The 23,381-nt window shown below is 71.5% G+C and carries 20 protein-coding genes; 12 read left to right on the top strand and 8 right to left on the bottom strand.

Features of this window, described 5'->3' with window-relative positions; translation table 11 throughout:
* Positions 1-32: 32 nt before the first annotated feature.
* Positions 33-1,385, bottom strand: coding sequence for an ABC transporter substrate-binding protein (locus QSV35_RS12805; RefSeq protein ID WP_286289168.1), 1,353 nt, complete (start codon positions 1,383-1,385; stop codon positions 33-35).
* Positions 1,386-1,493: 108 nt separating this feature from the next.
* Between QSV35_RS12805 and QSV35_RS12800 the strand changes: the two genes are divergently transcribed.
* A complete protein-coding gene (locus tag QSV35_RS12800) occupies positions 1,494-3,611 on the top strand; it encodes an alpha-galactosidase (RefSeq protein ID WP_286289167.1) in 2,118 nt (705 codons plus the stop codon).
* Positions 3,608-5,002 (top strand): hypothetical protein, encoded by a 1,395-nt coding sequence (locus QSV35_RS12795; protein ID WP_286289166.1) that lies wholly within the window; start codon positions 3,608-3,610, stop codon positions 5,000-5,002. Before QSV35_RS12800 ends, QSV35_RS12795 begins: the two co-directional genes overlap by 4 nt.
* 9 nt (positions 5,003-5,011) lie before the next feature.
* Here QSV35_RS12795 and QSV35_RS12790 read toward each other — a convergent pair whose 3' ends face one another.
* Genes QSV35_RS12790 through QSV35_RS12780 form a run of 3 tightly spaced genes read right to left on the bottom strand, consistent with a single transcriptional unit; the run spans position 5,012 to position 7,717 of the window.
* Entirely contained in the window at positions 5,012-6,070 is a 1,059-nt protein-coding gene (locus QSV35_RS12790; RefSeq protein ID WP_286289165.1) for a LacI family DNA-binding transcriptional regulator, read from the bottom strand.
* A gap of 56 nt (positions 6,071-6,126) precedes the next feature.
* Entirely contained in the window at positions 6,127-6,939 is an 813-nt protein-coding gene (locus QSV35_RS12785) for an SDR family NAD(P)-dependent oxidoreductase (RefSeq protein WP_286289164.1), read from the bottom strand.
* Positions 6,940-6,958: 19 nt separating this feature from the next.
* The gene (locus QSV35_RS12780; protein ID WP_286289163.1) at positions 6,959-7,717 is read right to left on the bottom strand and encodes an SDR family NAD(P)-dependent oxidoreductase; all 759 of its coding nucleotides are present in this window, start codon (positions 7,715-7,717) and stop codon (positions 6,959-6,961) included.
* A gap of 195 nt (positions 7,718-7,912) precedes the next feature.
* Here QSV35_RS12780 and QSV35_RS12775 point away from each other — a divergent pair, with 195 nt between their 5' ends.
* From QSV35_RS12775 to QSV35_RS12765, 3 genes are read left to right on the top strand one after another with little or no spacing between them, the layout of a single operon-like run.
* Positions 7,913-9,385 carry an APC family permease gene (locus QSV35_RS12775; protein ID WP_286289162.1) on the top strand — a complete coding sequence of 491 codons (1,473 nt, stop codon included), beginning with the start codon at positions 7,913-7,915 and terminating at the stop codon, positions 9,383-9,385.
* A 28-nt stretch (positions 9,386-9,413) separates the two neighbouring features.
* Entirely contained in the window at positions 9,414-10,262 is an 849-nt protein-coding gene (locus QSV35_RS12770; protein WP_286289160.1) for a MoaF C-terminal domain-containing protein, read from the top strand.
* The gene (locus tag QSV35_RS12765; protein ID WP_286289159.1) at positions 10,259-11,899 is read left to right on the top strand and encodes an amidohydrolase; all 1,641 of its coding nucleotides are present in this window, start codon (positions 10,259-10,261) and stop codon (positions 11,897-11,899) included. The genes QSV35_RS12770 and QSV35_RS12765 overlap by 4 nt, the downstream gene beginning before the upstream one ends.
* Positions 11,900-11,906: 7 nt before the next feature.
* Here QSV35_RS12765 and QSV35_RS12760 read toward each other — a convergent pair whose 3' ends face one another.
* Together QSV35_RS12760 and QSV35_RS12755 are read right to left on the bottom strand one after the other, a co-directional pair.
* A complete protein-coding gene (locus QSV35_RS12760; protein WP_286289158.1) occupies positions 11,907-12,845 on the bottom strand; it encodes a Gfo/Idh/MocA family protein in 939 nt (312 codons plus the stop codon).
* Positions 12,842-14,023 (bottom strand): ROK family transcriptional regulator, encoded by a 1,182-nt coding sequence (locus QSV35_RS12755; RefSeq protein WP_286289157.1) that lies wholly within the window; start codon positions 14,021-14,023, stop codon positions 12,842-12,844. The genes QSV35_RS12760 and QSV35_RS12755 overlap by 4 nt, the downstream gene beginning before the upstream one ends.
* Before the next feature lie 149 nt (positions 14,024-14,172).
* Between QSV35_RS12755 and QSV35_RS12750 the strand changes: the two genes are divergently transcribed.
* From QSV35_RS12750 to QSV35_RS12720, 7 genes are all read left to right on the top strand, one after another.
* Positions 14,173-14,925 carry an amino acid ABC transporter ATP-binding protein gene (locus tag QSV35_RS12750; RefSeq protein ID WP_286289156.1) on the top strand — a complete coding sequence of 251 codons (753 nt, stop codon included), beginning with the start codon at positions 14,173-14,175 and terminating at the stop codon, positions 14,923-14,925.
* 43 nt (positions 14,926-14,968) lie between these two features.
* A complete protein-coding gene (locus QSV35_RS12745; RefSeq protein WP_286289155.1) occupies positions 14,969-15,916 on the top strand; it encodes a glutamate ABC transporter substrate-binding protein in 948 nt (315 codons plus the stop codon).
* A gap of 87 nt (positions 15,917-16,003) precedes the next feature.
* The gene (locus tag QSV35_RS12740) at positions 16,004-16,648 is read left to right on the top strand and encodes an amino acid ABC transporter permease (protein WP_286289154.1); all 645 of its coding nucleotides are present in this window, start codon (positions 16,004-16,006) and stop codon (positions 16,646-16,648) included.
* Positions 16,645-17,574, top strand: coding sequence for an amino acid ABC transporter permease (locus QSV35_RS12735; protein WP_286289153.1), 930 nt, complete (start codon positions 16,645-16,647; stop codon positions 17,572-17,574). The genes QSV35_RS12740 and QSV35_RS12735 overlap by 4 nt, the downstream gene beginning before the upstream one ends.
* Positions 17,571-18,560 carry an asparaginase gene (locus QSV35_RS12730; RefSeq protein ID WP_286289152.1) on the top strand — a complete coding sequence of 330 codons (990 nt, stop codon included), beginning with the start codon at positions 17,571-17,573 and terminating at the stop codon, positions 18,558-18,560. The genes QSV35_RS12735 and QSV35_RS12730 overlap by 4 nt, the downstream gene beginning before the upstream one ends.
* Positions 18,557-19,294 carry a copper homeostasis protein CutC gene (locus tag QSV35_RS12725; RefSeq protein WP_286289151.1) on the top strand — a complete coding sequence of 246 codons (738 nt, stop codon included), beginning with the start codon at positions 18,557-18,559 and terminating at the stop codon, positions 19,292-19,294. The genes QSV35_RS12730 and QSV35_RS12725 overlap by 4 nt, the downstream gene beginning before the upstream one ends.
* Complete coding sequence (locus tag QSV35_RS12720; RefSeq protein ID WP_286289150.1) at positions 19,291-20,196, top strand: ROK family protein; 906 nt, start codon at positions 19,291-19,293, stop codon at positions 20,194-20,196. The genes QSV35_RS12725 and QSV35_RS12720 overlap by 4 nt, the downstream gene beginning before the upstream one ends.
* Positions 20,197-20,320: 124 nt before the next feature.
* On the opposite strand, the gene QSV35_RS12715 is transcribed toward QSV35_RS12720, so the two are convergent.
* Complete coding sequence (locus QSV35_RS12715; protein WP_286289149.1) at positions 20,321-21,814, bottom strand: GMC family oxidoreductase; 1,494 nt, start codon at positions 21,812-21,814, stop codon at positions 20,321-20,323.
* A 3-nt stretch (positions 21,815-21,817) separates the two neighbouring features.
* Complete coding sequence (locus tag QSV35_RS12710; protein ID WP_286289148.1) at positions 21,818-23,275, bottom strand: aldehyde dehydrogenase family protein; 1,458 nt, start codon at positions 23,273-23,275, stop codon at positions 21,818-21,820.
* Positions 23,276-23,381 lie beyond the last annotated feature (106 nt).

Raw genomic sequence — 23,381 nt, 5'->3', positions numbered from 1 at the left:
TTCCTCTCTTGCTGTCGGTCACCGCGGGCGGGTCAGCTGCCGGCGATCTTGCGGCCGGTCTGCACGGCGAGCTGCTGGGCGGCTGCGTCCAGGGCCGCCTTCGGATCGGCACCCTTCAGGAGGACCTGCGTCTGCGCGTCGTCATAGACCTTCAGCGCCTTCGCGTAGTCGCTCGTGTAATTGATGACCGGGGTCTTCTGAACGAGCTGCGCGGTGAAGATCTGGTTCACCTTCGCGCCGCCGTAGTAATCCATGCCCGCGTTGAACTCCTCGGATGCCAGGAAGGGCTTGTAGCCCGGGAACATGCCGCCGCCCTTATAGGTCGACTGCTGGCCCTCCATCGAGCCGAGCGCGTACTCGATGAACGCAGCGGCCGTCGCCTTGTTCGTGCTCTTGTTGTTCACCGTGAGGTAGGTCCCGCCGTTGATCGCCGCGGTCAGGCCGCCCGGCTGGAACGCGATGGGCGCCGCGACAGCCCACTTGCCCTTCATGTCGGGGGCGTCGGCCTGGATCTCGCCGGCCATCCACCCGCCGCCGGTGAAGGCTGCAACGGGGATATCGCCCTTCTCCGTCTTGACGAAGTTGTCCCACCCGCCCGGGACGTCGTCGATGATCCCTGCGTCATTGGCCTTCTTGATCCACTCGAGGGCCTTCACGCCGGCGGCGTTGTTCATCGTGATCTCGCCGTTGCCGTTGAAGTAGAACGAGTTCTGGAGGTTCATGAGGAGCTGGAAGAGTCCGGCTGAGTCGGCGACAGTGGCGGCCTTGTCCATCGTGAACAGCGGAGCGCCGGTCGCGGCCTTGATCGTCTTGCCGGCGGCGAGCAGGTCGTCGTAGCTCTTGATCGTGCTGACGTCGACGCCCGCCTTGTCCCAGAGGTCCTTGCGGTAGAAGAAGCCGGTGGCGTTGACCTCGTAGGGGATGCCGTACACCTCGCCGTTCTTGCCCTGGCCGCTGGCCCACGGGCCGGCGGCGAAGTCGCTCTCGAGCTTGCCCAGGCCGTAGGTCTTGAGGTCTGCGAGCGAGCCGGGGAACTTCTCCTCGTACTGCCCCATGTAGTCGATTCCGATGTTCATGACGTCGGGGAGGCCGGCGCCGCCGGCGGTCATGCCGGTCGTGATCTTCGTCCAGATCGCGGGGTTGCCCTGGTCGATGACCGTCACCTTCGCGCCCGGGTGAGCCTTCTCGAAGCCGGCGACGGCGGCCGTCAGGCCCTTCGCCGGGGCGGTCCACGACCACACGGTGATCTTGCCGTCGATCTTGCCGCCGTCCGTCGCGGAACTCGACGGCTGTGAGCTGCAGGCGGCCAGGCCGCCGATCGCCAACGCGGCGATCGCCGCCGTGGCCGCGAAGCGGCCGGTACGTGCTGTGAATGGGAACGTCATCGTTCGCAGATCCTCTCTCGGTGGTGTCTCGTCGTCGTGACAGGGAGACGGTAACATTCCACCAGTTATATATGCAAGAATTCTTTGCAAGATTGCAAAGGAGCTTCCATGGATGACGTCACCCACCTCCAGTCCGGCGGAGTGAGCCTCGTGCTCGTCCACAGCGATTCGGCCCTCCCGGCGGTCGCCTACTGGGGGCGGGCCTTCGAGGCGGATGACGCGACCCTCGCCGACGTCGTGGCGGCGAGCCGCTCCCCCCGTGCGACGAGCGAGCCCGACGCGCCCCGTATGACCGGGATCGTCCCGGAGGCGCACCAGGGATGGTTCGGTCCGACGGGCGTCGTCACGAGCCGCGCCGGGCGCACGCAGTTCGCCGCGTACACGGCATCCGCCGTCACGCGCTCCGCGCGGTCGCTCACCGCTGTGGGCCGCGACGCCGCCGCCGACGTCGCGGTCGAGCTGCGGGTCGAGCTGACGGCGACCGGCGTCGTCCGCGCACGCGCGACGCTGCGCAACACGGGAGCCGACGAGCTCGCCGTCCACGGCGCCGACCTCGTGTGGCCGATCCCGGCCCGCGCGACCGAGCTCCTCGACTTCACGGGCCGGCACGCGCAGGAGCGCCGCCCGCAGCGCCTCCCGCTCGTCGACGGCACCCACCTGCGCGAGCAGCGCCGCGGCCGCACCGGCCCGGACGCCGCGACCCTCCTGTTCGCCGGGGTCCCGGGGTTCGACGAGGGCGCCGGAGAGGTGTGGGGCGTCCATCTCGGCTGGTCCGGCAACCAGCGCGTCTGGGCGCACCGCACCAACGGCGGCAGAGGATGGCTCGGCGCCGGAGAACTGCTCGAGCCCGAGGAGATCTCCCTCGCCGCCGGCGAGGCGTACGAGACGCCGTGGACGTATCTCGCCTACGGCGACGGGCTCGACGACGCATCGGCGCGCATCCACGAGATGCTCCGCGCCCGCACGACCCACCCCGCGGTGGGACGGCCCGTCACCCTCAACACGTGGGAGGCCGTCTACTTCGACCACGCGCTCACCCCGCTCCTCGAGCTCGCCGACCTCGCCGCGGACATCGGCGTCGAGCGGTTCGTCCTCGACGACGGCTGGTTCTCCGGCCGCCGCCACGACCGCGCCGGGCTCGGCGACTGGTTCGTCGACCGCGACGTGTGGCCGGACGGCCTCACGCCCCTCGTCGAGCGCGTCCGCGAGCGGGGGATGCAGTTCGGACTGTGGTTCGAGCCGGAGATGGTCAACCCCGACTCCGATCTCGCACGGACGCATCCGGAGTGGATCCTGGGGCCCGCCACCCGCAACCCTCCCCTCGCGCGCAACCAGCTCGTCCTGAACATCGGGGACCCGGATGCGTTCGCGTACATCGCGGAGCGCATCGTCGACGTCGTCACGACGTACCGGGTCGACTTCATCAAGTGGGATCACAACCGCGACCTCGTCGAACCTGTCGACCGCGCCTCCGGCCGCGGCGGCGTGCACCGCCAGACGTGGGCCGCCTACCGGCTCATGGCCCATGTGCGCGAGGCGTGCCCGTGGGTGGAGATCGAGTCGTGCTCGGCAGGCGGCGGGCGCATCGACCTCGGCGTCGTCGAGTACGTCGACCGGTTCTGGACGTCCGACTCGAACGACCCGATCGAGCGCCAGCGCATCCAGCGGGGAACGAGCATGCTCATGCCGCCCGAGCTCCTCGGCGCGCATGTGGGAGCCGCGGCTGCGCACACGTCCGGACGGGTCGCCCCGCTCGCGCTGCGCGCGATCACGGCGCTCGTCGGCAGCTTCGGGCTGGAGTGGGACGTCCGCGAGGCGGACTCGGCGGAGCGGGCCGAGCTCGTCGGCTGGATCGCGGAGGTCAAGCGCCTGCGGCCGCTCGTCGAGCGGGGACGCCTCCACCGTCTCGCGACGCTCGAACCCGTCGTCGCGCAGCAGATCGTCGCGGCGGACCGCGGGCACGCGATCGTCACGCTCGCCGCCCTCGACTCGCTCACCCACATCCCGGGCGCCCCCGTGCGTCTGCGCGGACTCGACCCGGCCGCCCGCTACGAGGTCGTCCGCGTGCTCCCCGACGGCGCGGACGACCCGTCCGGTCGCCGCGCCCAGCCGGAGTGGTGGCTGGAGCGGACCACGTGGTCGGGCGCCGTGCTCATGGAGATCGGCCTGCCCATGCCCGCGTTCCGCCCGTTCGAGGCCGGACTCATCGAGCTCGCACAGGCATGAGCCTCGTCGTCCGCACCGAAAGCGCGGAACTCTCGGACCTGCTCGCCTGGGCCGTCGACACCGCCGCAGGACACGTCATCCGCGGCGGCACGACCGGGCCGCTCGACGTCGACGAGCACCACCCCGGCGGCCGCGGAACCGCGGTGTACGCCCCGTGCTACCGCGCCGGCTACAGCCACCGCAGCGGCTATTACCTCCGCGACTTCTGCCACCAGGCGGTGGGTGCGCACCTCGCCGGGCTCCGCACCGAGAACGCCGGGATGCTCGCGTCCTTCGTCGCATCCACCGTCGACGGGTGGCCGGCATGGGCGCTGAACTTCGACGGCACGACGCCGCTTGCGATCGACGTCAAGCCGGACGGCCGGCGCGTGCGCGAGCTGCCCGCGGTGTTCGAGCTCGTCGAGACGATCCACGCCGTCCACCGCTGGACGGGCCGGCCGGTCGACGCGGAGGCCGCCGCCTTCGCGAAGCGGACCGTCACGGACTTCGTCGCCGCGCACGACCGCGAGCGCCGCAACGGCATCGCGGAGGCGGGCGGCGCGAGCATCTTCGACGGGGTCGCGAGCTACGACGAATCCCCCGAGCTGCGCATGTTCGAGGCCGGTGACGGCATCGCGTCCCAGTACGCGGCGACGCGCCACGCGGCCGCGCTCACCGCCGCGGCGGGCGGCGACCCGCGGCACCTCGCCGCGCAAGCGCACCGCATCCACCGGCACTACCGCGAGGAGTGGAGCCGCGACGGCGGCGACACCGTCGTGTCGGGGTGGACGCGCGAAGGGGTCGCGGCGGTCGGGTGGCACCGCGAGGCGACGTGGTTCCCGCCGATGAAGGGGCTGCTGGCGGGCGACCCGCGGCAGGCGGCGGAGCTCGCTCGCATCGACGGGCTCGCCCTCGCGCCGGGCACGGCGCCGCAGAACCTGGAGGCGCTGACCTACCTGCCGGACGTCTTCCTGCGCGCGGGGGATGTCGAGCGCGCGTTCGCCTGGATGCTGCGCATCTTCAGCCGGCGGGACGAGCCCCATATCGTCCCGCAGCAGGGGGTGAACGGCACATACCCGGAGGTCGCGTTCACCCTCCTCGCCCAGGGCGTCGCGGGCCTGCTCGGGCTCGAACCGGATGCGGGCGCAGGCCGCCTCACTCTGGCGCCGAACCTGGCCCGAGCGGTGTCGACGCTCGAGGCGGACGGCATCCCGTTCGGCGACGGCGACGTCGATGTCGCGGTCGATGCCTCCACGGTGCGCGTGCACAACGGCACGAGCCGGCCGCTCGAGGTGCGGCTGGCGCGGCGCCGGCGGGGCGTGCATCGCGACCCGCACCTCGCGGTCGCCGAGCCGGGAGAGACGGTCGAGCCCGGGCGGTCGCTGAGGCTCACCCGAGTGCACAGGCCCTGAGCCGCGGCGTCACTCGCGCGCGACGGCGGTGGACGCCCGGACGCGCAGCTCGGGTTCGACGAGCACCTCGTCGGTGTGCACGGGCCGGTTCTGCACCATCGTCATCAGCGTGCGCGCACAGAAGTCGGCGATGCGCTCGATCGGCTGGCGCACGCTCGTGAGGGCGGGATCCGTGAACTCGAGCATGTACGAGTCGTTGTACCCGATGACCGAGACATCCTCGGGCACGCGCAGACCGCGGCGCGTGATCGCGCGGTAGGCGCCGAGGGCCATGTCGTCGCTCGAGGCGATGATCGCGGTCACCCCGAGCGAGAGGAGCTCATCGGCGGCATGGCGCCCGCCCTCGAGCGAGTAGAAATGGCGGACGACGAGATCCTCGGCATCCGAGAGGCCGCGCGCATCCATCGCGTTGAGGAAGCCCTCGACACGGCGGTCGGCGGGGATGTTGCCCACCGGCCCCGCTGTCAGGCCGATGCGCCGGTGGCCGAGGTCGTAGAGATGGGCGACCGACAGCTCCGCGGCCTGCCAGTCGTCGGTCGACACGACCGGGACCGCGCTGTCGGCGAACCCGCCGTTCACGCTGATGTACGGGATGCCCCGCGACTCGAGCAGCTGGTGGGCGACCGGGTCGGAGTTGCGCATCGTGTTGCTCGAGGACAGGAACACGGCCGCCGCGATCCCCATGTCCATGAGGGCCTCGACGTAGTCGCGCTCGAAGACCGACCCCGGGTAGACCGGGCAGATCACGGCGCGGAGGCTCTGCGGGCTCAGCGCCCGTTCGATCGCGTCGCACACATCGGCGAAGAACGCCTCGTTGAGCCCCGGCACGAGGATGAGGACGACTTCCCCCTTCGTGCCGCGCTCGTAGCCGACTGCGCGCAGCGCCTCCTCGACCTGCTCGCGCGTGCGCTGCGCGACACCGTACTTCCGGTTCAGCACGCGGCTGACCGTCGCCTCGCTGACTCCGGCGATCGCGGCGATCTCGGCGAGCTTCATCGAGCCGGCGGGAGACCGGGGCTTCTTGCCGGTCCCCCCCGTGCCCTTGGGGTCGGCTGCACTGTCGCTCATGCCGTTCATTCTGGCGGATGCATCGCGGCAGATGCCGATCCGGCCGATACGCGCGTCTACATCCCGGCGTGGTCGAACGCGATCGTCGGCAGGTCGACGATGTGCGCGCCGCCGTCGACGACGAGGACCGCGCCGTTCATGTACGACGACTCCCCCGACCCGAGGAAGCGCACGACCGAGGCGATCTCGGACGGCTGGGCGGGGCGCCGCAGCGGCACGTCCGCGGTGACGGTGGCGTAGGCGTCGCCGCGCGAATCGAGCGAGGCGTGCGATGCGAACTCGTCCATCTCGGCATCCGCCATCGGAGTCTGCACCCAGCCGGGGCACACCGCGTTCACGCGCACGCCGTGCTTGCCGTAGTCGCGTGCGAGCGTCTTCGTGAGGCCGATGAGCGCGTGCTTGCCGACGGTGTATCCGGCGACGGACGGGCCGGCGAACAGGCCCGCGAGCGACGAGATGACGACGATCTGGCCCTTCGCCTCGATGAGGGCGGGCAGGCACTCCCGCGACATCACGAACGCCGTGTTCAGGTTCGCCTGCAGCGACGAGGCCCAGCCCGCGTCATCCGTCTCGCCCACCGGCGAGAAGCCGTGACCGCCCGCGTTGTTGACGAGGACGTCGATGCGCCCGAAGTGCGACAGCACCTCAGTGACGGCGGCGCGGGCGGATGCGGCGTCCGCCGCGTCGGCGACGACGGCCAGGGCGCCCGTGCGCTGCGCGACCTCGTCGAGCGGTTCGCGGCGGCGACCGACCACGACGACGTGCGCGCCCTCCGCGGCGTAGCGCTCGGCGATCGCGGCGCCGATGCCGGTGCCGCCTCCGGTGATCACGACGACCTTTCCGGCGACGTCTGCTCCTGCGTATCCCATGGTCTTCCTTTCGAGGGGTTCAGGCGGGGAAGTTCGATCGGGCGGTGTACCCGAAGTCGGTGACGAGCGAGGTGCCGTTGACCGGACGCGACACCGGCGAGGCGAGGAAGACGAGCTGCGCTGCGACCTCGTCCGCGGTCTGCACCGGGTAGGCGACGTCGGCGAAGCCGTCGATCCCGAGATCGCCGCGGCTCATCGGGGTGTCGACGATCGACGGGCAGACCGCATTGACGCGGATGCCCTCGGCCGCGAGCTCCACCGAGGCCGCACGGGCGAACTGCAGCACCGCAGCCTTCGACGCGCAGTACGGCGCCATGCCAGGGGCTGCGACCAGGGCGGAGTCGCTCGCGACGAAGACGACGGATGCGTCACGCCCTTCACGCAGCGCCGGCAGCGCCGCCCGGAGCACGAGGAACGAACCGCGCACATTGACGTCGAAGACGGCGTCCCACTGCGCGGCGGTCGTCTCGAGAAGCGGTGTTCCGACCGGGCCGGAGATCCCGGCACAGCCGATCAGGATGTCGAGTCCGCCCCACCTCTCGACCGCGGCGGCGACCGCGGCGGCGACCTGCCCCTCGTCCGTGACATCGGCGGGGTGGACGGATGCGGCGTCGAAGCCGCCGGGCAGCGACGCCGCGAGCGCGCCGAGCGCCGCCGCACCCCGGTCCAGCAGGGCGATGCGCACTCCTTCGGCCGCGAGCGCTCGTGCGGCCGCCGCGCCGATGCCTCCGGCGGCCCCGGTCACGAGGGCCGTGCGGCCGCGCAGTCCGAGCTCCATCGCTCCCCCTCACCTCGGGCGCCGACGGCGCCACAGCCCCGATCATGCATCGCCGGCAAGAGCGGTCGGAGGTTGTCTGCGCGCAGACAACAGGCCCGGACGCTGAGGGTCAAGCGCCGCGCGCGCCGGAAGCACACAATCGAAGAGCGGGCCACCCGAGACCCGTCCCCCACCGACAGCGGCAAAGGAGCCGACGTGACCGAACCCTCCACCGGAACGAGCCTGCGCGGCAATACGCTCGGCGTCGCCAGCATCGTCTTCCTCGTCCTCGCCGCCGTCGCGCCCCTGACGGGCATCGTCGTCGTGGCCTCCCTCGTCATCGCGTTCGGCAACGGCGGCGGGGCACCCGCATCCTTCTTCATCGTCGCGATCATCCTGCTGCTGTTCGCGATCGGCTACGCCCAGATGTCGAAGCAGCTCGCGAACGCGGGCGGGTTCTACGCCTTCGTCGTGAAGGGCCTCGGGCGCACCGGCGGCCTGATCGCCGGTCTCATCGCGACGCTCGGCTACAACCTCTTCGTGGTCGGCACGATCGGCACGAGCGGCTTCTTCATGCAGACGATCATCGCCCAGTACACCGGCTTCAACATGAGCTGGTACCTGTGGGGCCTGCTGTCGATCGCGGTCTGCTTCTGGATGGGGCGCACCGGCGTCGACTTCAGCTCGAAGATCCTCGGCGTCTCGCTGATCCTCGAGACCACGATCCTCATCGTGTTCGACATCTCCGTGCTCGTGCAGACGGGCTACTCGTGGGCGGCCTTCAGCCCCGCGGCGGTCTTCTCCGGCTCGTTCCCCATCGGCCTGCTGCTGGCCGCGACCGGCTACCTCGGCTTCGAGGCGACGGCGCTGTTCAGCGAGGAGGCGAAGAATCCGCTCCGCACGATCCCGCGCGCCACCTACACGGCGATCATCGCGATCGCACTCATCCTCGGCGTCTCCACGTGGGCCGTCGTCAGCGCGACCGGCGTCGCCCAGGCGCAGGCCACGGCGCAGAAGCACCTCGAGGCCGGCGACCTGCTGTTCTCGCTCATCGGGCAGTACCTCGGCCAGCCGATGGCGGTGATCGCCACGATCCTGCTGCTCGTGAGCCTCTTCGCCGCGATGCTCGCGTTCCACAACTCCGCGACCCGCTACCTGTATTCGCTCGGGCGCGCACGCATCCTGCCGAGCATCCTCGCCCGCACGCGCAAGAACGGCGCGCCCCAGATCGCGGGCGCGGTGCAGGCTGGCTTCGGCGCGATCGTCGCGGGATGCTTCGCGCTCGCCGGGCTCGACCCGATGCTCGTCGTCGTCCCCTCGATGCTCGGCATCGGCACGCTGTCGGTCATCGTCCTGCAGACCCTCGCGGCGCTCTCGATCGTCGTGTGGTTCCGGCGGCAGCGCGATCCGCGCTGGTGGTCGACGTTCATCGCCCCCGGCCTCGGCTTCCTCGGGCTGCTGTCGATCGCGCTCCTCGCGACCTTCAACTTCAGCGTGGTCGCCGGCTCCGACAACCCGGTCATCCTGAGCCTCCCGTGGCTGCTCGTCCTCGCGGGGATCGGCGGCATCGTCTACGGAGCCGTGCTCAAGAGGAAGAAGCCCGACGTCTACGACGCCCTCGCCACCGACCTCGAGAAGTTCAACGTCCACGCGGCCGAACGGGGCAAGGACCCCGTCCCCGGCTTCTGAGCCCGCACACCCTCCGAAAGGAACCGATATGACCGACGTGAATCTCTCCGACACGTCCACGTGGCTGCCGCTCGACGGCCTCGCCCCCGGCTTCGACGCGAGCAAGGCGCCGCTGTCGAACGACCTCGAAGGCCGCACGCTCACCCTCGTCGACGAGCGCGGCACGCGCATCGCGCACACGTTCGGCGCCGGAACCGTCTCGTGGACGTACGAGCCGGGCGAGGGCGACCCGATCCCGGCGGCCGCCCAGACCGACGAGTGCGAGGTCATCGAAGTCGACGACGACCTCTACTACGCACAGTTCCACCACGGCGACGACTACGCCCCGAACGAGTCGGTGTCGCTCTTCCTGGACCTGCGCAGCGGCCACGCCCTCGCGGTCCTCGCCGTCCTCGGCGAGCGCACCGTCGACAAGGTCGCCGTGCAGCACCTCTTCACCGTCGCCCGCATCGCGGAGATCGAGGACGGAGTCGGCGAGCCGCCCGCCCCGACGCTCGAGCTCATCGGGCGCCGCGTCCTCTGGGTGTACTCGAGCCAGCACGCGTACGAGCACGTCTACCTCTCGCCGCACTGGTACACGTGGCAGTGCCTCGCCGGTCCCGAGCAGGGCCTCGCGGACACGGACGAGAACACCGTGTACCGGATGCGCCCGGGCATCTACGTCTTCACGTGGCGCGAGGGCGTCATCCCGTGCGGCTCGATCACGATCGCGGACCACCGCGACGCGAAGTCGATCCGCTCGCACGGGGTGCTGTTCGGCGAGGCGGAGGATGCGACGGCCCGCCCGACGCACTTCACCTTCGGCGCGCACGGCCGTCTCATCTCGACGACCGTCCACCCCGACGAGTACGACCCGGCCCGCCCGCTCGCGCGATGACCGCCGATCTCATCCTCACCGGCGGGGTCGTCCGCACGGCCGACCGTACGCACCCGGTCGCCGAGGCGATCGCCGTCGCGGACGGCCGCATCGTCGCCGTGGGCACCGCCGCCGACGTGCTCGCTCACCGCGGGCCGGACACGGAGGTGCGCGACCTCGGCGGAGCCGCGCTGTACCCGGGCTTCGTCGATGTGCACAACCACCACGCCGTCGCGGGGGTGACCGACCTGTTCGAGCTCTCGTTCGGCGTCGCATTGACGCTCGACGAGATCCTCGACCTCGTGCGGGAGCATGCGGCGGGGCTGCCCGAGGCGGCGTGGATCACCGGCGGATCGTGGGCGTCGACCCTCATGGACGAGCTCAACACGACCTCCGCACGGCTGCGCCTCGACGAGGCATCCGGCGGCCGGCCCGTCATGCTCTCCGACGACAGCCACCACAACCGCTGGGTGAACTCGCGGGCGCTCGAGCTCGCGGGGATCTCCCGCGAGGCGATCCCGTCCGAGGGAGTGACGCTCCTGGATGCCGCGGACGGCGAGCCGAGCGGGGTTCTGCTGGAGGCGGCCGGCCTCCTCGTCGCGCGGGCGCAGTCGGAGGCCGGCGGGCTCACCCCCGACCAGCACCGCCGCGCGTCGGCGCGCGGTGTCGAGCTCCTGAACGCCTACGGCGTGACGGCGTTCCAGGATGCGGCGGTCTCCATCGACATCCTCGGCGCCCTGAAGTCGCTCGACGACACGGGTGACCTGAACGCGTGGGTGGTGTCGTCGATCACGATCAACGACGAGATCTTCGGCTACGAGCTGATCGGGCACGAGCTCATCGCGCGCGGCGAGGAGTTCCGCTCCCCGCACCATCGCCCCGACTTCGTGAAGATCTTCCTCGACGGCGTGCCGCCCGCGCGGACGGCTCTGTTCCTCGATCCGTATCTTCCGGACGACGTGCACGGCGCACACTTCCACGGCACCACCACGATGGATGCCGACGAGCTGTACGCATGGCTGCACGCGGTCGCCGAGCGCGGTCTCGGCGCCAAGGTGCACGTCACGGGCGACGGTTCGGCGCGCATGCTGATCGATGTCGTCGAGCGACTGCGCGGCGAGGGATACACCGACACGCTGTTCCAGATGGCGCACGGCCAGTTCCTCGCGGGCGACGACATCGAGCGTCTGGCCCGCCTGCGGATCGCGGCGGACATCTCGCCGTTCCTCTGGTTCCCCGGCGTCATCCCGGACGCCCTCGCCGCGGTCCTCGGGGATCGCGCGGAGCACTCGCAGCCGAACCGCTCGATCCTCGACGCGGGCGGACTCGTGGCCGGCGGCTCGGACTGGCCGGTGAGCGAGTCGCCGAACCCGTTCGAGGGGATGCAGGGGCTCGTGACCCGGGCCGATCCGCTCGGACGCGCGCCGGGAGTCCTGTGGCCTGAGCAGGCGATCACCGCGCAGGAGGCGCTCGAGGTCTTCACGATCAACGCTGCGCGCGCGATGGGGCTCGGCGACGTCACCGGTTCGCTCTCCCCCGGAAAGTCCGCCGACTTCGTCATCCTCGACAGCGACCTCGTCGCCGGCCGGGCTGAGGAGATCATCCGGACCCGCGTGCTCGAGACGTGGTTCGCCGGCCGGCGGGTCTACGCGGCCTGAGGCGAGGTCACGACAGCTCGACTCGCCGCCCGGAGTGCAAGGACTCCCGGGCGGCGAGGGCGAGCCGCAGGGCCGCGACCGCAGCAGACACCGGTGCGCGCCGCGGTGCGGCGCCCGACTCGACGCATGCGAGGAAGTACGCGGCCTGCGCGACGAACGGGTCTCCGTCCGCTCCGGCCGCCGCATCCACCCCGTCCGTCCCCACGACCGTGAACCCGGTGCGGAACGGGGTCCCGGCGGGCAGATCCACCGCACTCAGCACCTGCGCGACCCCGCCGTCGGCGTATTCGACGGTCGTGGAGATCGCACCGTCGAACCCCGTGCCGACTCCACCGGCCGCGATGCTCGTGACGGCGATGGGGCGGCCGAGGACGGCGTTCGCCTGGTCGAGGTCATGGATGGCGAAGTCCACGAGCACGCCGCCTGAGCGCTCCTCGTCGTGCAGCCAGTCCGCGCCCTCCGGCGCAGCCGACAGCCGGTGCGCCTGGACTGCGCGCGGGCGCCCGACGGCCCCCGCCGCGATCCGATCCGCGAGCTCCGCGTAGCCGGCGAAGAACCGCACGACGTGGGCGACCATCAGGATGCCGGGTGCCTCGTCCGCGACCGTCTGCAGCGCGAGTGCGTCCTCGAGGGTGAGCGCGATCGGCTTCTCGAGCAGCACGTGCCGGCCGGCGCGAAGCGCCTGTTCGGCCAGCAGTCGGTGGGTCGGCGTCGGCGTGCAGATGGAGGCGATCGTCACGTCTGCATCCGCGAGCGCCTCGGCCGGGTCGTCGGTCCATCGCGCGGATCCGAGCCCGAGTTCGGCGTCGTCCCACAGCTCCTGTCGGCGCCGCGGGGAGACGATCCACCGCACCGGCACGCCGAGCGCCGCCCACGCCGTGGCGTGGGCGCGCGCCATCCGCCCCGCACCGAAGACGGCGACGGCGACGGCGTGACCCGAGGTCATCGCACGAGCTGTTCGACGCGACCGTGATCGAAGAGCTCGTCCAGGACGAGATGCGCGGCGCCGAGGATGCCTGCCTTCTCCTTCGCGACGCTCACCGTGATCTCGAGCTCGTCGGTGATCATCGGCAGGCAGTCGGAGTACAGCGACGAGCGGACGCCTGCGACGAACGCCTCGGCCTCGCCGAGGATGCCGCCGAGCACGAGTCGCTGCGGGTTGTAGAAGTTCATGATGGTCGCGAGCACGCTCCCGACCCGGAGCCCCGCCTCCCGCAGCATGAGCGTCGCACGGGGGTGCGCGTCGCGGGCGAGCGCGACGACGTCGCGCGCATCGGCGACCTCGACCCCCGCATCGCGGAGGGCGGTCACGATGGCGGCACCCCCGGCGACGGCGTCGAGGCAGCCGATCCGGCCGCACGAACACAGGACCTGAGGGCCGCCCGGGACCGTCACGTGGCTGATGTCGCCGGCCATCCCGTGGTGTCCGTGGTAGAGCCCGCCGAAGGCGATCACGCCGCAGCCGATGCTGGAGCCCGCCTTCACGAAGACGAGGTGCTGCGCGTCGGCGTCGAGCGCCGCGTGCTCGCCCAGCGCCATGAGGTTGGCATCGTTGTCGACGGCGACCGGAAGCGAGGTCAGGGAGGCGAGGAGGCCCGCGGCATCCACGCCCTTCCACCCGGGCATGCGCGACGGAGACACCATCTCCCCCGTGTTCGAGTCCACGGGACCGGGGAGACCGATGCCGTAGCCGCGCAGCGTCTGCCCCGGCTCCGCGTGCGCGGCGACCATCTCGTCGGCGATCGTCACGATCCACCGCAGCACCCGATCGGGGCCGTCCGCGATGTCCATCGGCTCGGAGCGGACGGCGAGCAGGCGCCCGGAGATGTCGACGAGGCCGAAAGTCGCGTGGTGGGAGCCCAGGTCGACGGCGCAGACGACACCCGCGGACGCGTCGATCTCGAGGGCGCGCGGCCGGCGCCCCCGCGCGGAGACGCCCTCACCCGCCTCGCGCACGAGTCCCGCGCCGATGAGGCCGTCGACGCGCTGCGCGACCGTCGACGGGCTGAGCCCCGTGCTGCGGGCGATCTCGGCCCGGGAGCGCGCGCGCCCGCTGCGGACGAGATCGAGGATCGCGCCTGCGCTGGAGCTGCTGGGCGGTGCCGCTTCTGCGGGGCTCGTCATCGCGCCGATCCTCTCGTCCACCGGTTGGGATGAGAATACTGTAGCCGAGTTTAGATCGATTTTGGAGTATTCAAAGTCGATATTGCATCTTTGATGCCATTGTTAGTACGCTCATCGCAGCAACCTCGTCGAAGATGCAAGGAAAACGGATGTCAGCAACGGATGCGCAGCCCATGGTCAGCCTGCGCGGAGTCGACAAGCACTTCGGTGACCTTCACGTCCTCCGCGACATCGACCTCGACGTCGCCGCCCGCGAAGTCGTGGTCGTCGTCGGCCCTTCGGGCTCCGGGAAGTCGACGCTGTGCCGCTCGATCAACCGCCTCGAGACGATCGACGCCGGCGAGATCCGCGTCGACGGCGAGCTCCTCCCCGAAGAGGGTGCGGCGCTCGCGCGGCTGCGCGCCGAGGTCGGCATGGTGTTCCAGTCGTTCAACCTCTTCGCGCACCGCACGATCCTCGACAACGTGTCGCTCGCGCCCCTCAAGGTCCGCGGCGCGAAGAAGGCGGACGCGCGGCGCGAGGCGATGCAGCTCCTCGACCGCGTCGGGATCGCCGACAAGGCGAACAGCCATCCCGCCCAGCTCTCCGGCGGCCAGCAGCAGCGCGCGGCGATCGCCCGCGCCCTCGCGATGCACCCCAAGGTGATGCTCTTCGACGAGCCGACGAGCGCGCTCGACCCCGAGATGGTCGGCGAGGTCCTCGATGTCATGACATCTCTCGCCAAGGAGGGGATGACGATGATCGTCGTCACCCACGAGATGGGCTTCGCCCGTCGCGCCGCCGACCGCGTCGTCTTCATGGACCGCGGCCAGATCGTCGAGCAGGCACCGCCCGCCGAGTTCTTCGACTCCCCCCGTTCCGAGCGCGCGCAGACGTTCCTCGCCTCCGTCCTCGCCCACTGACCCGCACCCGAAAAACCCACACCCAACGAAGGGAAAGCAACACATGACCCGCAGCATCACCCGCAGGAAGGCGACGGTCGCCGGCATCCTGCTCACCGCGGTCGCACTCGCCGTCACGGCGTGCTCCAGCGGTGGCACGAGCCTTCCCGGCTCGGGCTCCGGCTCCAGCCCGTCCGCCGCCGACTCGGTCTTCGCCGGCGCACCCGTCGCCGACGTCGCCGCGATCATCCCCGGTTCGACCATGGAGAAGATCAAGAAGCGCGGCAAGCTCATCGTCGCCGAGGCGCTCGACGCTCCCCTGCTCTCGCAGCAGAACCCGACCGACCCGAGCCAGGTCAACGGCTTCGACGCCGACCTCGCGAAGCTCCTCGCGATCTACATCCTCGGCAAGCCCAACGTCGAGATCGTGCCGCCGGCATCCGAGACGCGTGAGGCGATGCTCCAGAACGGCACCGTCGACGTCGTGTTCAACACCTACACGATCACGCCGCAGCGCGCCGAGCAGATCGACTTCGCCGGCCCGTACTTCGAGTCCGGCCTCGCCGTCGCCGTCAAGAGCGACAACAAGAGCATCAAGAGCGAGAAGGACCTCGACGGCAAGAACGTCATCGTCGGCGCCAACACGCCGGCCGTGACCGAGGTGCCCAACGTCGCGCCGACCGCGAAGGTCACCGCCTTCGCGACCGACCCGGCAGCCGTCCAGGCCCTCATCCAGGGCCGCGGCGACGCGTACGTGCAGGACTACACGCTGCTGGCGAGCGACGCTGCGAGCGAGAAGCAGATCAAGGTCGTCGGCAACCCCTTCACGAAGGAGCCCTACGGCATCGGCCTGCAGCACGGCGACAGCCAGTTCAAGTCGTTCATCAACACGTGGCTGAAGGCGATCCAGTCCGGCGGCCAGTGGGCCAAGGCCTGGCAGGCCAGCCTCGGCACGGTGACCGACGGGTCCGCTCCGACCCCGCCGGAGATCGGGTCCGTCCCGGGCTCCTGACCGCTTCGGCCGCCGGGCGCCCAGGGAGGGCGACCTCCCCTGGCGCTCGGCGGCCGCCTGTCCGCTTCCCCCTGACGGAGTCGAGGAATGAACGCTCTGATCGACAACCTGGGACCGATCCTCCAGGCGCTCGGCACCACCCTGATGATGGCCGTCATCGCCGGCATCGGATCCATCCTGCTGGGCATCCTGGTCACGATCGCGCGCGTGAGCCCCATCCCCGTCCTGCGCTCCGCCGCCTTCCTCTACGTGCAGTTCTTCATCAACGTGCCGCTGCTGGCACTGCTGCTGCTGGCGGTCTTCGCGCTCCCCGACGCCGGGCTGATGCTGCCGCTCACCCCGACCGCCATCATCGTCCTCACCGTCTACGAGGCCGCGTACGTCGCCGAGGCCGTGCGCTCGGGCGTGAACACCATCCCGGTGGGGCAGGTCGAGGCCGCGCGCGCCCTCGGATTCGGGCTCGGCCAGACCCTGCGGTTCGTCGTCGTGCCGCAGGCCCTCCGGGCCGTCGTGCAGCCGATCGGCAACGTCATGATCGCGCTCGCCATGAACACGGCGCTCGCCGCCGCGGTCGGCGTCGTCGAGCTCACCGCCGAGGTCAACAAGATCAACCTCGTCGCCGCCCAGCCGATCCTGATCTTCTCGACCGCAGGCCTCATCTACATGGCGATCGCGCTGGCGATCGGCCTCGGGGCCGGATGGGTCGAACGAAAGGTGGCGATCGTCCGATGACCGCTCAGCTCATCCCCGACCGCGTCGACGTGCGGCAGCCCCGCAAGCCGCGACGCCCCCGCCGGGCGTACGCCGCGTCGTTCATGTACGACACCCCGGGTCCCCGCGGCCGCCGCCGCATCCTCCTCGGCTCCGTCGTGAGCTGCCTGATCATCGCCGCCTTCATCGCGTTCGGGCTCTGGCAGTTCGCCTCCCACGGACAGCTCGACCCGGCGCGCTGGGCTCCGTTCACCGAGTGGGCGATCTGGGAGTACCTCCTCATCGGGCTCATGGGCACGCTGTTCGCCGCCGCGATCGTCGCCGTCCTCGGCGGCGCCCTGGGGATCCTCCTCGCGCTCGGCCGCGTGAGCGGCGTCCGTTGGGTGAGCCGCCTGTGCGGCGCGTACATCGAGATCGCGCGCACCGTGCCGGTGCTGCTGCTCATCTACCTCATGCTCTTCGGCCTGCCGCAGCTCGGGCTCACGCTGCCGACGATCTGGCAGCTGGTGATCCCGCTGACGGCGGCGAACTCCGCTGTGTTCGCGGAGATCCTGCGCGCCGGCATCCTGAGCCTGCCCCGGGGCCAGCGCGAGGCCGCGCTGAGCCTCGGCATGCGGCCGACCCAGGCGATGCGCTACGTCGTGCTGCCGCAGGCCGCCCGCAACGTCGCGCCCTCGCTCGTCACGCAGTTCGTGAGCCTCCTGAAAGACACCTCGCTGGGCTACATCGTGGCGTTCACGGAGCTGCTGTACCGCGGCCAGGTGCTGGCCTCCTACCTGCACCTCCTCATCCCGACGTACCTCGTCGTGACCTTCATCTACCTCGTCGTCAACGGCAGCCTCTCCGCCGTGGCGTCCCGGCTCCAGCACGGACCGCGGCGCCGCCCCTCGGCGCAGCCCGTCCTCCCCGCCCTCCCGGCGGTCCACAACGCGAAGGCCCCAGAATGACCGCATCCCTGTCCGAGCTCGCCGTCGTCGTCCGATCCGGACTCGTCGAGAGCCGCCACTTCGGCACGCTCGTCGCGACCGCTCCGGACGGCAGGGCGCTCCTCGAGCTCGGCGCGCCCGACGACGTCGTCCTCCCCCGCAGCACCGTCAAGCCGCTGCAGGCGCTCGCGTGCCTCACGGCGGGCGCGGCGCTCGAGGGACCCGAGCTGGCGATCGCCGCGGGCAGCCACACCGGCGAGGACGAGCACGTCCGCGTCGTGCGCGGGATCCTCGAGCGCGCCGGCCTCGACGAGGGCGCCCTCGGCTGCCCGGTCGACCGACCCGAGGACGAGGCGACGTTCGAGCAGCTCGTGCGCGCCGGCGAGCCGCGCACGCGCGTCCGGATGAACTGCTCCGGCAAGCACGCGGCGATGCTGCTCGCATGTGCGGCGAACGGCTGGTCGACGCACGACTACCTCGACCTGCACCACCCTCTCCAGCAGCATGTGCGCGCCACGATGGCGGAGGTCACCGGCGCGCCCGTCGGGCACGACGCGATCGATGGATGCGGCGCACCGCTGTTCGGGACGACGGTCCGCGGCATCGCCCGCGCGTTCGGGCGGCTCGTTCAGGCGCCCGAGGGCTCGCCGGAGCGTGGCGTCGCCGACGCGATGCGGCAGCATCCGTTCTACGTGGGCGGAACCGGGCACCAGAACTCGGCGCTCATGGAGGGCATGCCGGGCGCGCTCGCGAAGGGCGGCGCCGAGGGTGTCATCGGGGTGGCCGCCGCGGATGGAACCGCCGTCTCCATGAAGATCGTCGACGGCAGTCCGCGCGCCACCACGCTCATCGCGCTGCGCGTGCTGGACGCGCTCGGCGCCGACATCGCGGGAGCGCAGCCGCTGACACGGATCCCGATCCTCGGCGGCGGGGCGCCCGTCGGCTCGATCGAGCTCGGCGCCGACCTCGCCGACGCGCTCGCCGCGCGCGCGGAGCACCGCGCGTGACCCTCGTCGAGATCTGCCTGGAGGACCTCGCCGGAGTCGCCGTCGCGGAGGAGTCCGGCGCCGACCGCATCGAGCTGTGCGCCGACCTCGCCGAGGGCGGCATCACGCCGTCGATCGGAACCGTCGCCGCGGCGCTGCGACGGGCCACCCGGATCGGCGTCAACGTGCTCATCCGGCAGCGCCCTGGCGACTTCGTCTTCACGGCGGACGAGGTGGACGCGATGGTCGACGACATCCGCGCCATCCGTGCGCTGGCGCGGCCCGCCGGCGTGCAGGTCGGATTCGTGATCGGCGCGCTGACGCCCGGCGGGACGGTGGATGCGGTCGCCACGGCACGCCTCGTCGACGCCTGCGGGGATGCCGAGACAACGTTCCACAAGGCGTTCGACCAGGTACCGGATCAGCACACCGCCCTCCGGGAGCTCATCGACCTCGGCATCCACCGCGTCCTGACCTCGGGCGGCGCGCCGACCGTGACCGAGGGAGCCGCCCGGCTCGCGGAGCTCGTGGCCGAGGCCGGCGGACGCATCGTCGTCCTGGCCGGCGGAGGGGTGCGGCCCGCCAACGTCGCCGACCTCGTCGCGGCCACCGCCGTCCCCGAGGTGCACCTTCGCGCGGCCGAGACGGTGCCCAGTGCCGGCGCCCCGAGCCCGTCCGACGGCGGGAGCCGTGCTGTCACCTCCGGCCGGATGGTCGCCGACGTGCTCACGGCGCTCGGGCGGGCCGCCGCATGACCGCCTCCGGGAGACCCGTGGTGCTCGCGGTCGACCTCGGCGGCACCGCGATGAAGGGCGCGGTCGTCGGCGACGATCGCACCGTCCTGGCCGAGATCGCGCGCCCGACCCCGCAGACGGAGATCGTGGGCGCGCTGCGCGCGCTGCTGCGCGACCTGCGCACGTCGGCCCATGCGAACGGAGCACGCGTGGTCGCGGCCGGCGTCGTGACGCCGGGCATGCTCGACGAGGCGCGCGGCATCGTCCACTACGCGTCGAACCTCGGATGGCGCGACCTCCCCCTTCGCGACATCCTTCACGACGATCTGGCGCTTCCCGTCGCGGTCGGCCACGACGTGCGCGCCGCGGGGCTCGCCGAGCGGACGGTCGGCGCCGCGCGCGCGATGCAGGACTTCGTGCTCGTGCCGATCGGGACAGGGGTCGCTGCCGCCCTCGTCTCGGCGGGCGACACCATCACCGGCGCGACCGGCGCGGCCGGCGAGTTCGGCCACATCCCCGTCGTGCCGGGCGGCGAGCAGTGCACGTGCGGGCAGCGCGGCTGCCTCGAGGTGTACGTCTCCGGCGCGGGCGTCGCCCGCCGCTACCGGAACGCCGGGGGCGCGGAGCTCAGCACGCAGGAGATCGCAGGACGCCTCGGCCGCGATCCCCTCGCCGACCGCATCTGGAGCGAGGCCGTCGATGTGCTCGCGCAGGGTCTCGACATCCTGACCCTCCTCCTCGACCCGAACGTCATCGTGCTCGGCGGCGGCTTCTCGGAGGCGGGGGACGGGCTCTTCGTGCCGCTCGCGGAGCGCATGCGGGCCGGGCTCGCGTGGCGCGAGCCGCCGCAGGTCGTGCGCAGCTCGCTCGGCTCGGATGCCGGACGGATCGGAGCGGGCCTCCTCGCCTTCGCCGCCGCGTAAGCGACCTTCACGATCGTCACCTCCGCTGAGCGGAGGGTGACGATCGAAGGGAGGACGGAAGGACCGCATCCGGCCCTCCCCCCGCACACCACACTCCGCTCGGCGGAGGTCCTCCGCTCGCGCCTCAGCTACCGAGGTCCTCCAGCAGGAAGGCTGCGCCCTGCTCGCCGATCATGACGGCGGGCGCGTTGGTGTTGCCGGTCGTGATGCGGGGCATGATCGAGGCGTCCACGACGCGCAGTCCGGCGATGCCGTTGACGCGCAGCCGCGGATCGACGACAGCCGCCGCATCCGCCCCCATGCGGCACGTGCCGACCTGGTGGTGGTAGGTGATCGCGGTGCGACGCACCCAGTCCTCGACCTCGTCGTCCGGCACCGCCTCTCCCGGGTACACCTCGGTCGCGCCCCACTCCTCCGCGAGTGCCGGCTGCGCTCCGACACGGCGGACCTGGCGGACGGATGCAGCGAGGGCGCGCACGTCGTCGGGATCCGCGAGAGCCTGCAGGTCGATCTCGATCGGGTCGTCGAGCGACGGTCCGGTGAGCCGCAGCGCGCCACGGCTCTGCGGCGACACGATCCCGGCCATGAGGGAGAACCCGTCGTCGCCCTGCGGCTCGAGCTCGCCCCACATCGGCACCGAGAAGTGGATGGGCTGCGTGTCGGGAACCTCGAGCTCCGGCCGCGACCGCCAGAACGCATGCGTCTGCGTCACCGACACACCACTCACAGGCGGGCCGACCGGACGCGAGGTCGCGAAGATCACGGGCGACAGCAGGTGGTCGTGGAGGTTCCGTCCGACCTCGGGCGCGTCGAGCACGACCGGGATGCCGAGCTCCTCGAGCTCCGCCCGCGGACCGATGCCCGAGCGCAGCAGGATCGCCGGCGAGTCGAGCGCGCCGGCGCACAGGATCACGGTGTCGGCGCGGAGGTCCGCATCCACGCCTCCCGCCGAGCCACCCGCGCGGTACCGCACGCCCGCCGCACGGCCGTCCTCGACGATCACGGAGTGCACGTGCGCGCCGGTGACGATGTCGAGCCGATCGCGCACCGGCTTCAGGTACGCGGTCCATGTGTTGACGCGGTGGCCGTCCTCGAGGGTCACCTGCTCCTGCGAGACGCCGTCGAGCGTCTCCCCGTTGTAGTCGGGGTTCTGCGGCACGCCCTCCTCGACGTACGCGTCGACGATCGACTGCTGGATGGGCACGAGCGGGTAGTCGCCGAGGACGGGCAGGACGTCCTCGATCCGCTCGTACACGGGACGCACGGCATCCCATGCCCACGCATCGGAGGAGACCGACGCCCAGTGGTCGAAGTCCTGCGGCGCGCAGCGCACCCAGATCATCGCGTTGAGGGCGTGGGAGCCGCCGAGCACCTTCCCGCGTGGGAGGTGCAGGCGCCGATCCGCGGCGTGCGCCTGCGGGACGGTGTAGTAGTCCCAGTCCTGCGGACTGTGCCACAGCTCGCCCGCCCGCGACGGGTCGTGGATGGCCGGATTGGTGTCCTCATCGCCCGCTTCGAGCAGGGTGACCCGGACGCCGGCGTCCACGAGCCGGCGGGCGACGACGGCGCCCGCCGATCCGCCGCCGACGACGATCGCCGTGTGGGCAGGAGCCGTCACGGTTCAGGCCTTCCGTCCGGGCCCGGACACGACCTGCGGCACCGCGACGGACTTCAGCCCCTCGACGCCGAACTCCATGCCGTAGCCCGAGCTCTTGATGCCGCCGAACGGCACCATCGGGTGCAGGCCGCCGTGCGAGTTGATCCACACCGTGCCCGACTGCATCCGCGTCGCGTACTGCGCGGCTTCCGCGGGGTCGCTCGACCACACCGAGGCGCCGAGGCCCACGTCGGCCGCGTTGGCGCGGGCGAACGCGTCGTCGACGTCGGAGTAGCGGATGACCGGGAGCACCGGACCGAACTGCTCCTCGTCGACGAGCGCGACGCCGTCCGTGACGTCGGCGACGATCGTCGCGCGGTAGAAGAGCTCGCCGAGCTCCGGCGCGGCCTCGCCTCCCGTGACGACGCGGCCGCCGTGGGCCTTCGCGTCCTCGACGAGCCCCGCGACGATGTCGAACTGGTCCTTGTTCTGCAACGGCCCGAGCACGTTGTCCTCGTCGAGACCGTTGCCCATCGGCACGGATGCGGCGATCTCCGCGAGTGCGCCGACGACGTCGTCGTAGACGGAGTCGTGCACGTAGAGGCGCTTCATCGCGGCGCACGTCTGGCCGGTGTTGATGAACGCGCCCCAGAAGAGGTCCTGCGCGATGGCCGCAGCGTCCGTCCCGGGCAGGACGATGCCGGCGTCGTTGCCGCCGAGCTCGAGGGTGAGACGCGCCAGGTTGCCGGCGGAGGCCTCGATGATCTTGCGGCCGACCTCGGTGGAGCCGGTGAACATGACCTTGGCGACGTCCGGGTGCGCGGCGAGGTGGCCGCCGATCGACCCCGGCCCGGACACGCCGATCAGCACGTCGGCGGGCAGCACGTCGTTCATGACGGACACCATGGCGAGGACGCTCAGCGGCGTGTTGCTGCTCGGCTTGATGACGACGGTGTTGCCCATCCGCAGCGACGGCCCGATCTGCCAGATCGAGATCATCATCGGCCAGTTCCACGGGCTGATGGCTCCTACGACGCCGGCCGCCTTGTAGACGAGTTCGGCATGCAGCGTCTCGTCGTCGACGAGCACCTGCGGCTCGAGCACGGTCGCCGCGTTGGTGCGCAGCCACGCGGAGCACGCGCCGACCTCGAAGCGGGCGTTGGGTCCGTTCAGGGGCTTGCCCTGCTCGCGCGAGAGGAGCCGCGCAAGCCCTTCGGCGTTCGCGTCGATGGCGTCCGCCGCCTTCACGAGCAGCGCGCTGCGCTCCTCGTGCCCGAGGGCCTCCCACGCCGGCTGCGCGGCCTTCGCGCGGGCGATCGCCGCATCCATGTCGGCGACGGTCTGCACCGGCACCCGTCCGATGACCTCGCGCGTCGCGGCATCCAGGATCTCGCGGCCTTCGCCCTCGGTGGCCTGGACGCGGGCGAGCAGGGCGCTGTCGTCGAGCGGGTAGGTGGTTGCCGTCGTGGCAGAAGCGGACATCGGCGTCTCCTTCGTCGTTTCCCCCATTGTGCGTCGGGACGGATGCCGCCGAGTTGACGCCGAGCGCGCCGGGTTTGACCGCCCGCGAAGGATGCGGCACCCCGGC

Source organism: Microbacterium candidum (assembly GCF_030315975.1).
GTDB lineage: Bacteria > Actinomycetota > Actinomycetes > Actinomycetales > Microbacteriaceae > Microbacterium > Microbacterium candidum.
This window is presented reverse-complemented; position numbering and strand designations above follow the sequence as displayed.

Bases quoted from the DNA above. Each gene is read 5' to 3' on its own strand.
- QSV35_RS12805 (WP_286289168.1), bottom strand. From the start codon at position 1,385: ATGACGTTCCCATTCACAGCACGTACCGGCCGCTTCGCGGCCACGGCG.
- QSV35_RS12800 (WP_286289167.1), top strand. From the start codon at position 1,494: ATGGATGACGTCACCCACCTCCAGTCCGGCGGAGTGAGCCTCGTGCTC.
- QSV35_RS12795 (WP_286289166.1), top strand. From the start codon at position 3,608: ATGAGCCTCGTCGTCCGCACCGAAAGCGCGGAACTCTCGGACCTGCTC.
- QSV35_RS12790 (WP_286289165.1), bottom strand. From the start codon at position 6,070: ATGAGCGACAGTGCAGCCGACCCCAAGGGCACGGGGGGGACCGGCAAG.
- QSV35_RS12785 (WP_286289164.1), bottom strand. From the start codon at position 6,939: ATGGGATACGCAGGAGCAGACGTCGCCGGAAAGGTCGTCGTGATCACC.
- QSV35_RS12780 (WP_286289163.1), bottom strand. From the start codon at position 7,717: ATGGAGCTCGGACTGCGCGGCCGCACGGCCCTCGTGACCGGGGCCGCC.
- QSV35_RS12770 (WP_286289160.1), top strand. From the start codon at position 9,414: ATGACCGACGTGAATCTCTCCGACACGTCCACGTGGCTGCCGCTCGAC.
- QSV35_RS12765 (WP_286289159.1), top strand. From the start codon at position 10,259: ATGACCGCCGATCTCATCCTCACCGGCGGGGTCGTCCGCACGGCCGAC.
- QSV35_RS12760 (WP_286289158.1), bottom strand. From the start codon at position 12,845: ATGACCTCGGGTCACGCCGTCGCCGTCGCCGTCTTCGGTGCGGGGCGG.
- QSV35_RS12755 (WP_286289157.1), bottom strand. From the start codon at position 14,023: ATGACGAGCCCCGCAGAAGCGGCACCGCCCAGCAGCTCCAGCGCAGGC.
- QSV35_RS12750 (WP_286289156.1), top strand. From the start codon at position 14,173: ATGTCAGCAACGGATGCGCAGCCCATGGTCAGCCTGCGCGGAGTCGAC.
- QSV35_RS12745 (WP_286289155.1), top strand. From the start codon at position 14,969: ATGACCCGCAGCATCACCCGCAGGAAGGCGACGGTCGCCGGCATCCTG.
- QSV35_RS12740 (WP_286289154.1), top strand. From the start codon at position 16,004: ATGAACGCTCTGATCGACAACCTGGGACCGATCCTCCAGGCGCTCGGC.
- QSV35_RS12735 (WP_286289153.1), top strand. From the start codon at position 16,645: ATGACCGCTCAGCTCATCCCCGACCGCGTCGACGTGCGGCAGCCCCGC.
- QSV35_RS12730 (WP_286289152.1), top strand. From the start codon at position 17,571: ATGACCGCATCCCTGTCCGAGCTCGCCGTCGTCGTCCGATCCGGACTC.
- QSV35_RS12720 (WP_286289150.1), top strand. From the start codon at position 19,291: ATGACCGCCTCCGGGAGACCCGTGGTGCTCGCGGTCGACCTCGGCGGC.
- QSV35_RS12710 (WP_286289148.1), bottom strand. From the start codon at position 23,275: ATGTCCGCTTCTGCCACGACGGCAACCACCTACCCGCTCGACGACAGC.